We start from the raw sequence: 9,235 nt of genomic DNA, 5'->3' as shown, positions 1-9,235 counted from the left end.
TAACAACATTCGCATTCAAACGAAACTAAACAACCAATCACCGATAAACTATCGGCAATTGGCTGTATAAAGGTGTTTTGATCCCTGTCTCAAAAACGGGGGTCAGTCCCTATGCTCAGGATGCCTTTTTATTTAAGAATCGGCTTTGATGAGATTGATATGCAGGACAGTGAGCTCGTGCTGGCTGATATCTGGGTCATGTCCGACGATAAATTCGAGCTCATAATCACCGGTTCGGTAAACGTATTTCGTCTCTTTTGTTTGTGGGATGGTGCTCACTGAATCGGCCGGTCCAAGCTGTTTCTTTAATAGGGAAGGGGTCATCCCGCCGATATTCGTTTCTTTTTCTACATTTGTACCGAAATAACGGATTTCGTCAATTTTTCCTTTTATGTCATAGTGAAAAGCAAATCCTGGATTCCCCATTTCAGCATGATACAAATCAAAGCCACTTTGACCTGTTTCTGGATAAGGCTGTCCTAGCTTATGATGAACGTCTTTTTTTGTTTGAACGCCTATTTTGAGCCCCTCTGCATAGTAGGGCATTTGTCCTTTATGCGCCAGCTCATAAATGCTGTTTAGCGCGGCTTGAGGACCTTTGGGAATGGATTGTTCTGCCGCCGTTTTGGTTATGGCGTGTGCTGTGATCGCAGGGCTGAAACCGAATAGGGCGGAAGAAGCGAGTGAGGCAGTCACGATAAAAGCTGCTGTTTTTTCATGATAAATCCCTCCTTGATCTCCTATACCCGGTGCAATCAGGATCAAACGTCAAAAGAACCAGCTGATCAGGATCGGCTGGTTCTTTGATTGAGAAAGTCACTTTGAAGAAGTGCTGGATTCATCTTTGGCGGAAGAGGAATCTTTTTCGTCCTGTGCTTTCTTTGTATAGTCATACTCATTGCGGTCAATCGGTGTAAAGCCTTTAGGTTTGTAGAAACGGAGTAAATCTTCGGTGACGATCTTATCAGATGTCTCTAGCATCTTTTTCACCGTTTCATTTTCTTGCGATGCTTTTTCAGTTGGCTCGATTTTCTCGCCTGTTTTGTTGCTGTAATAGTTATTGCCTACTTTCGTGTAGTCCTTGGACACGAAGTCTCCATTTCTAAATGGCACAAGCTCTTTGAAGTTCTTCGATAAGATATCAGAACCAGACATTAAATAATTCTTCGTATCATCGCCGAGCAGGTGCAGAAGGGTTGGAGCGATATCGACTTCACCAGAGTATTTATGAATCTGTCCGCCTTTTACGCCTGGCACATGAATAAAGAGCGGCACACGCATGAGCTGGGCATTTTCATAATCTCCAATTTTTTGTCCAGTCACTTTTTCCATCGCTTCATTATGATTTTCCGAAATGCCGTAATGGTCTCCGTACATAATGACCACTGTATTGTCATATAAACCTGACTTTTTCAAGTCTTTGAAGAACTGTTCAATGGCTTCATCTAAATAATGAGCAGATTGGAAGTAGTTATCGACGACAGAGTCTCCGAAATCACCAGGTTCGAAATCGGTATCACCTTCATCCATGCCAAATGGGAAGTGGTTCGATAACGTAATGAATTTCGAATAAAATGGCTGCTTCAGATTTTCAAGCATTGGCATTGATTCTTTGAAAAACGGTTTGTCTTTCAAACCATAGTTCTTCGTATCTTGCTCGTTCATATCGTAGTACTCAGAATCGTAAAATCTGTCATATCCAAAGGACTTAAACATTTCATTACGGTTCCAGAAGGTTTTCGTATTCCCATGGAATTCTGCTGACGTGTATTGATCCTTCTTCAAAATGCCGGGAAGTGCCTGATACGTGTTTTGCGCTTTGTTAATAAAAACAGAGCCTTGTGATAATGGGAATAGCCCAGTATCCATCATAAATTCGGCATCAGACGTCTTTCCTTGTCCTGTTTGATGGAAGAAGTTATCAAAATAAAACGTTTTGTTATCATGTGCCAATGAATTAAGGAATGGAGTGACTTCTTTTCCGTTCACCTTATAATCAATGACAAAGTTTTGCAGAGATTCAAGAGAAATCGTAATGACGTTCATGCCCTTCGCTTTCCCGTAATAAGCCGGGTTTGGATCAGCGCTGTTCGCCTTTAAATAATTCTCTACATCTGTCACATCATTTGAATTTGCCAGTGCACGCTGGCTGTTTGATTTCACATTTTGAATGGCATCAAACACGGTAAAGTTATAAGCACCCAAATATTTTACTAAATAATTGCGGTCGAACGATCTTGATAAAAGCTCTGGACGATCAATCTCTGCAGCGACTAAGTTGACAACAAAGATCACAACAGAGGACGCAAGAACGAGTCTAAACGATTTTGACTTTTGAACAGGTACAGTTGCTGTACTTGTTTGCTGCTGCCTTTTCATGCGGACTGCGAGTACGATCAAGATGATTGTATCGATAAAGTAAAACACATCAGTCCAACGCATGAGTGAAAATGCACTATCACCTAATTGTCCGCCATTCGTTCCTGCCTGCATCACAACAGGCAGCGTGATAAAGTCATTGAAGAATCGATAGTACACGATGTTTGCGTAAAGTAAAAAAGACATGAAAAAGTGAATCACAATGATAGCGGCAGGCTGCCATTTTTTCTTGAACAATAAAGCAAAGCCAAGAAAGAACAAGCTGGAGCTAATAGGATTCACGAAAAGCAAAATATGCTGAAGCATATTTGATATACCAAGTTTGAATTCGATTAAATAAGCTGTATACGTTTTGAGCCATAGTAAGATGGCCGCAATCACAAAGAAACCGAGGCCTCTTTTTTGAATAAATGTTTTCATATAAACACTCCTTTTCTCCGTTATACGGAAGAGGCGGAACGAAAGAAAACGAACCATTAGAATATACCACGAAATCCGCAAATAGAAAAGTCATAACCGATGAACTGCGTGAACAGCCTGTCCGAGCAATATAAGGAAAGAAATCGAAAATATTCGATCTTCGAAAAACTTTTTATGAAATTTATCCTAATATTAACAGAAAATTCAGTTATTTTCCTGTTGTTATATCAATAAAACAGGTAAAAAGACATAAGTCTAAAGAATTAATTTGATTTCTACAATGGTGATTTCGAGAGAATTTCCAGTGTTTATTAATGTTTATGCAGGTTAAGTAAAAAAAATGAGTCAATGAACAGCGAATAATGATGGATAAAAATTCCTGCTATATAATATATCGATATATTTTGTTGTTTCACAAACAAAATGGTTTTGATGTGTTTTGTAAGGGTTTTATTAATTTTGATGAGTTAACAAATTATCTGAATATACTTAAGTGAACATTTTGAGACTATAAACTTTTCAATTGAAGTCGATATAGAGATTGACAGGAAATCTTCCATTGAAAGGATTGATAGTATATGACTGTACGAGCTGAGAACCTCGTTCAGAACTGGTTTCCGAGTGAGGACGGAAATGCGGAAGAGCGTAAAGAATTCATCAAATTAATGGAACAGATCATTTCAGGGATTGATCACCTGAAGGATCCGAACCGTGCTCACCTAAAAGGTGAAAAGAATCGTGGGGAGGATTTTTATCAAAAGCTCACTGAAACAAGTCAAATTCCGGTGAACGGACAACAAGCGGAACTTGTGAATGAAGAATTACTTAAGCTTTTACATAACCATCCATACCACACAAAGTATTTCTTCACGAACATTTTGCCAATGGCAAGTACACCAGGAATTCTAGGCATGCTGACGGCTATGCTGGTAAATGGAAACAACCTATGGGATGTTTATGGACCAGCAGGTGCGGAAGCTGAGGTCAGAGTGGTCTCAATGATGTCTAAGCTCATCGGATATGATCCAAATGTGAGCGGGGGATACACAACATGGGGAGGTCAGGGGGCTATTTTCTCAGGGCTTCGTTTAGCGATTGCGAAAGTCGCACCGGAGTCATTACGAAAAGGTGTCCCGCAAAATCTTTATGCGTTTTGTTCTGATGCAGCACATTACAGCCTATTTAAGTCAATGGAAGCAACCGGACTTGGCACAGACAATTTAATCAGAATTAAGACAAATAAAGATCATTCAATGGATATGGAAGATTTGCGTTGTCAAATGGAACGTGTTGCGCAAAATGGGGGAATTCCCGTTTATATTGTGGCAACAACCGGAACAACAGATGCCATTGCAATTGATGATGTAAAAGGGGTACGTGAAACAGCAGAAGCCATTGCTGAGAAGTATGGTCTAAAGGTGCCACATATTCATGCAGATTCGGCGCTTGGCGGATTCTTTGCTTTCTTTAATGAGTATGATGTATCTAAAAACCCGCTGCAATTCTCAGACGGTGTTCTTCGTATGCTAAAAGAAATCAAAGCGAAATTCCAGCATCTCTCTCTTGCAGACACGATGTGCTTTGATTTTCAAAAGCTCGGTCAAACACCTTACACATCCAGTTTATTCTTAGTGAAAAACGCTGCTGACTTAAAGCGTTTGGACCTGGAAGAACAAGAGACACCATATGTTGGACATAGAGGCTACGGGGAATACCATACGGGTTATACACTTGAATGCTCAAGAATGGGAAGCTCGATCAGCATGCTGAGCGTGCTGTTAACGTTTGGGATTGAAGGATACCAGCGCTTGCTCGGTCAATTTTTAGAGGTGAACCTTGCATTCAGAGAAGCACTCAGTCAAGACATTCCGCAAGCAGAAGTCGTAAATGACGGCAACGTCGGAATGGCTACATTGTTTAGAATTTACCTAGACGGCTCTCCGCGCTTTAAAGAAGAGATTTCAGGCGAAGCGACTTCAATGGAAATTGAGCGGAACAATCAGTTGAACAAAATGCTGTTTGAAAAGCTTGGAGAGAAAAGAGACGAAATGTTCTTTGGCGATACAACAAAGTTTTTACTTGTAAATGCAAAAGAAGGACAAGAATTCTATCTAAGTGTGAGTAAGTTTTTTGTCATCTCACCTTATACGTTACCAGAGCATATCCCTCATATCGTATCTTATTTAAAAGATGTGATTGCATCTGTTTGCGGACAATTTGAACATGTACATGCTTAAATCAAATCTGAGAGTGGAGATGTAGAAAAAAATGGCGAAACAAAGGAAATTTGGAGGACTCACGATATCTTCCAAAATTATGTCAGTCGTTGTCGGAACATTACTCGCAACCGTTGCACTATTCGTTCTAACATTTTATCTAGTCAGCCAGGATTTATCATCCCAGTTATTAAAGCAATTTGATTATCGGTTAACGACAGATATCGATACAGCTAAAAAAGAGATCAACAGTATCGATGGAAACGTCCTAAGCATTAGCGGGAAGGACGATCCACTTTATATCGAGGTTAAAAAGAAAATCACAGAGCTTCAAGAAGATCATACGCTTGAGAACTTATACGTGTTATCAAATAAAGGCGGCAAGGAAAGAATCATTGTGTTAACTGGGCAAGACAATGATTTTGATCAAGATTATGTATTCTCAGATGAGATGAAACAAGCTCTTTCTGAAGATAAAATGGTCAAAAGTGATATTTACAAAGATTCATTTGGAACACATAAATCAGTCTTTTTGCCAATCAAAGATTCAGGCGGTGAGCTTACTGGTATTCTAGGAATTGATTTAGATGCGTCTGTTGTGCCAGAAACAACGAAGAAGTTGACGATCTATATCACGGTTGCATCTGCCATTGTGCTCATCGGCGGATTACTCTTCTCATTCTTCATGGGAAGAAGAATTGCGAAACCAGCACGTTCGTTGAGGGAATCAGCGAACCGAATTGCAGATGGCGATTTAACTGGAATGGTAGAGGTTGAAAGTAAAGATGAGATCGGTCAATTAGCCGCTTCTTTCCAAAAGATGCAGGGACGGATCAAAGAGCTCATTGGGAAGATCTCAAACTCATCAAGCGAAGTGTCGAAAATGTCTTCACAGCTTCGCACCGTGACGAACGAATCGAGTCAAAGTGCGCAGCAAGTGTCAGAAGCGATGACGAATATGAGTGAAGGAATTAATGATTCTGTAGCAAATATTACAGACTGTACGACCTCTGTTGCGGAAATCGAAACTCAAATTGAAGGCGTAACGAAAGAAGTAGATGAAATGAAATCTGTTTCATCAGAAGTACAAGAGCAGTCAGAATCTGGTCAAAAACTGGTGCAGCATGTCCTTGAGCATCTCAATCTGTTATACGACAAGATGACAAACTCAAAGCAGGCAGCAGAAGAATTACAATCACATTCAACAGAGATTGAAAGTGTCATCTCCATTATTACCGACATTTCAGCGCAAACGAATTTGCTTGCACTCAATGCTTCAATTGAAGCAGCGCGTGTTGGAGAAGAAGGAAAAGGGTTTGCTGTTGTGGCTGATGAGGTGCGTAAGTTAGCTGAGCAGTCAGCTGATGCGGCTAAAACCGTTTCAGATTTAGTCATCGGTACACAGGAAAACAGTCAGCGTGTTCTTGAAAGCGTAGAGGAAAGCAGTAAGGCAGTGGAAGAAGGACGTGAGCAAATGGAAGGCACGTCACAGAACTTCGCTGTTATTTATGATGGAGTGTCTCAGTTTGCAAGCAGAACGAACAATTTGCTTCAATCCATCAAGCAGGTAGAACGAGCATATCAAACGATTTCTACATCAATTGAACAAATTTCGGTTGTGTCAGAAGAACATGCTGCGAGCTCTCAAGAAGTAGCGGCAGCAACAGAACAGCAAAGTGCTGGCATACAGCAAATTTCAAGTGCGATTGAACAGCTCTCTGAAATGTCAGAGGACTTGGCAGAGATGGTATCCACCTTTAAAATCGACAAAAAATAAGCAGAAAGCTGGCTCTTGTGAGAGAGTCAGCTTTTTTGCTATGCTGAATCAAATACATGCGGCCGAAAGGAGAAGCGCCATGGATTTTACGCAGAGATTATCAGAAGAACGGATTAAAAAGGCGATGGACAATGGAGCTTTTGAAGGTTTATCTGGCTTTGGGAAACCTCTGCCAAAGGATGACGCTGCTCATGTACCTGAAGAACTGAGGATGGGCTACCGCATCATGAAAAATGCCGGCTTTGCTGGGGAAGAAACGGCACTTAAAAAAGAACTCATGACCGTCAAAGAATTACTCAAAACCAGTATAAATGAAGAGGAAAGAAAAAAACTTTCTCTCATAGGTGAAGAAAAACAAAAACGTCTGGATGAACTCACATCAAAGCGCCAAACGTTTGCCCGTCCAGCCTCCTCCTTTTATAAAAACAGGGTCTACGAAAAATTAACGGAGCATAAAAAAAGATGATGACACGCCGCTGCCTCTAGCACATTGAGGGAGCTTTTTTATGAAAGAGCTACATTTTATTGTTGACTACATATATATACAAATATAAAATATGAAGTAAACATGTATATACAAGTTTTTGGTTCTTTTTTCTTATAAAAAACGGTCTCGGAGGGGATAGCATGGCTGATTATCAGGCAGCAGCAGATCAGATTGTGAAAGCCATCTTTTAATGAAGCTTCCACTGAAATGTCGGTACCCTGAGCTGATCAGTGCAAAAATAAACACTCTTAGCAGACTGCGTAAAGAATATGATGTGATCACGTATGGCAGCTTCACTTTACTTTTGGAAGATGACCCAAAGGTTTTTGCCTATGTCAGAGAAAGCAAAGATGAGAAGATCCTCGTGATGAACCATTTTTATGCAGGAGAAGCGGACTTTACACTTCCTGATGAGCTATTAAAGGATGCAGATGAGATGGAGGTTCAAGTCCGTTATTATGAGGATGTGCCGGCAGAGATCAAGGGATTTACGTTGCGTCCATACGAGTCAATCGTTTATCATTTAACCAAACGCTAATAAATGGGGCGGAAGGAAAATGAAAGAGAATAAATTTCGAGTGATTTATGATCAGCTCGCGCGACGAATTGAACAAGGTGAATGGCAGGATAAAGGCATCCTCCCATCAGAGCATGAGCTTTCCTTAATGTACGACACGTCCCGGGAGACGGTGAGAAAGGCATTAAACATCCTTGTGCAAAATGGATATATCCAAAAAATCCGTGGGAAAGGCTCTGTATTGCTGAATCGGGAGAAAATGCAGTTCCCTGTTTCAGGTCTCGTCAGCTTTAAAGAGCTTTCCCAAACACTTGGCCGAAAGACGGTCACAACTGTTCATGAATTTGGTTTAATCAAACCGGATCAGTATATTCAGTCTCAGCTGAAAATAGGTGGGCATGAAGATGTCTGGGAAGTTATTCGTTCTCGCAATATTAGCGGGGAAGAAGTCATTTTAGACAAGGATTACTTTTTGCAAAGGCATGTGCAGACACTGTCTAAGGACATATGCGAAGGATCGATATACGAGTATATTGAGGGAGAACTCGGTGTATCGATTAGCTATGCTCAGAAGGAATTTGTGGTGGAGCCATGTACAGAAGAGGATGCCAAGTATCTTGATTTGAATGGGTTTGACCATATAGTAGTGGTGAAGAATTATGTGTTCTTGGAGGATACGAGTCTATTCCAATACACAGAAAGCCGCCACCGATTAGACCGCTTTAGGTTCGTCGATTTTGCAAGAAGAGAAAAAGTGAACAGAGCATAGGCTCTGTCCATTTCAGGGTTTTGGGGGAGCAGGGGGATAAACAACGACAAGAGCAAAATCTCAGGAGGAAAAATGATTAGACTGAATAGGCCACTAAAATTACGGGATTTAGAAATTTTTAGCGTGATGAAAGATCACATGATTTTATGTTACGTCATCATTGAAGATACGCGAAAACCATTTACGGAAGAAGACAGAAAATTAGAACCATTATGTTATATGGATGAAGAAGATATTCAAGCGATTTTGAATGTGTTTCATATCTCAATCATTAGTGATGAAAAATTAAGGGAAGAGGATTTAACTCTTGTACAATCGTACTTTGCTGATTTTGTGAATAATACGAACTTAACGAATTTTATTACGAGAGAATATGTTCTAGAGGATTTATATGATGTCGATGATGAAGATGACATCACTTTCTTTAATAGAATGTTACGTCATATAGGATCAGATGATGTGAAAGAATTTGACGATAGAAATTGGATTTATTTATCTCAAGATTGATGTGGAAATGAAAAAAGGACAGAGCCCATGCTCTGTCCACAGGCTGTCGAGGAAATCTCGACAGCTTTATTTTTCCCTTAAAATTTACATCTCCTCATTTTATAATAGAGAAAAGCCGACTAAAGGAAGGTGTTTTTCTCATGTTCCACACTAGAAATTCTTC

General features: G+C 40.2%; 8 protein-coding genes. 6 read left to right on the top strand and 2 right to left on the bottom strand.

Annotation, left to right across the window (positions count from 1 at the left end; all coding sequences use genetic code 11):
* Positions 1 to 132 precede the first annotated feature (132 nt).
* Both ACSLGF_RS18435 and ACSLGF_RS18430 read right to left on the bottom strand, forming a co-directional pair.
* Complete coding sequence (locus ACSLGF_RS18435) at positions 133 to 765, bottom strand: YjgB family protein (RefSeq protein WP_456007738.1); 633 nt, start codon at positions 763 to 765, stop codon at positions 133 to 135.
* A 51-nt stretch (positions 766 to 816) separates the two neighbouring features.
* Positions 817 to 2,799 carry an LTA synthase family protein gene (locus tag ACSLGF_RS18430; RefSeq protein WP_456007736.1) on the bottom strand — a complete coding sequence of 661 codons (1,983 nt, stop codon included), beginning with the start codon at positions 2,797 to 2,799 and terminating at the stop codon, positions 817 to 819.
* A gap of 578 nt (positions 2,800 to 3,377) precedes the next feature.
* Between ACSLGF_RS18430 and ACSLGF_RS18425 the strand changes: the two genes are divergently transcribed.
* From ACSLGF_RS18425 to ACSLGF_RS18400, 6 genes are all read left to right on the top strand, one after another.
* On the top strand, positions 3,378 to 5,036 hold the full coding sequence (locus ACSLGF_RS18425; RefSeq protein ID WP_456007734.1) for a pyridoxal phosphate-dependent decarboxylase family protein: 1,659 nt from the start codon (positions 3,378 to 3,380) through the stop codon (positions 5,034 to 5,036).
* Positions 5,037 to 5,067: 31 nt separating this feature from the next.
* A complete protein-coding gene (locus ACSLGF_RS18420) occupies positions 5,068 to 6,792 on the top strand; it encodes a methyl-accepting chemotaxis protein (RefSeq protein ID WP_456007732.1) in 1,725 nt (574 codons plus the stop codon).
* A gap of 79 nt (positions 6,793 to 6,871) precedes the next feature.
* Positions 6,872 to 7,258 (top strand): DnaJ family domain-containing protein, encoded by a 387-nt coding sequence (locus ACSLGF_RS18415; RefSeq protein WP_456007730.1) that lies wholly within the window; start codon positions 6,872 to 6,874, stop codon positions 7,256 to 7,258.
* Between the two features lie 211 nt (positions 7,259 to 7,469).
* Positions 7,470 to 7,817: an alpha-glucosidase C-terminal domain-containing protein gene (locus tag ACSLGF_RS18410; RefSeq protein ID WP_456007728.1), complete on the top strand. Its 348-nt coding sequence runs from the start codon at positions 7,470 to 7,472 to the stop codon at positions 7,815 to 7,817.
* Positions 7,818 to 7,836: 19 nt separating this feature from the next.
* Complete coding sequence (gene treR / locus ACSLGF_RS18405; protein ID WP_456007726.1) at positions 7,837 to 8,565, top strand: trehalose operon repressor; 729 nt, start codon at positions 7,837 to 7,839, stop codon at positions 8,563 to 8,565.
* 72 nt (positions 8,566 to 8,637) lie between these two features.
* Entirely contained in the window at positions 8,638 to 9,072 is a 435-nt protein-coding gene (locus ACSLGF_RS18400; RefSeq protein WP_456007724.1) for a terpene synthase, read from the top strand.
* Positions 9,073 to 9,235 lie beyond the last annotated feature (163 nt).

The organism is Bacillus sp. A015, assembly GCF_053851875.1.
The sequence above is the reverse complement of the archived record's forward strand: the minus strand, read 5'-3'. Positions and strand labels throughout refer to the sequence as shown.

Bases quoted from the DNA above. Each gene is read 5' to 3' on its own strand.
- ACSLGF_RS18430 (WP_456007736.1), bottom strand. From the start codon at position 2,799: ATGAAAACATTTATTCAAAAAAGAGGCCTCGGTTTCTTTGTGATTGCG.
- ACSLGF_RS18425 (WP_456007734.1), top strand. From the start codon at position 3,378: ATGACTGTACGAGCTGAGAACCTCGTTCAGAACTGGTTTCCGAGTGAG.
- ACSLGF_RS18420 (WP_456007732.1), top strand. From the start codon at position 5,068: ATGGCGAAACAAAGGAAATTTGGAGGACTCACGATATCTTCCAAAATT.
- ACSLGF_RS18415 (WP_456007730.1), top strand. From the start codon at position 6,872: ATGGATTTTACGCAGAGATTATCAGAAGAACGGATTAAAAAGGCGATG.
- ACSLGF_RS18410 (WP_456007728.1), top strand. From the start codon at position 7,470: ATGAAGCTTCCACTGAAATGTCGGTACCCTGAGCTGATCAGTGCAAAA.
- treR (WP_456007726.1), top strand. From the start codon at position 7,837: ATGAAAGAGAATAAATTTCGAGTGATTTATGATCAGCTCGCGCGACGA.
- ACSLGF_RS18400 (WP_456007724.1), top strand. From the start codon at position 8,638: ATGATTAGACTGAATAGGCCACTAAAATTACGGGATTTAGAAATTTTT.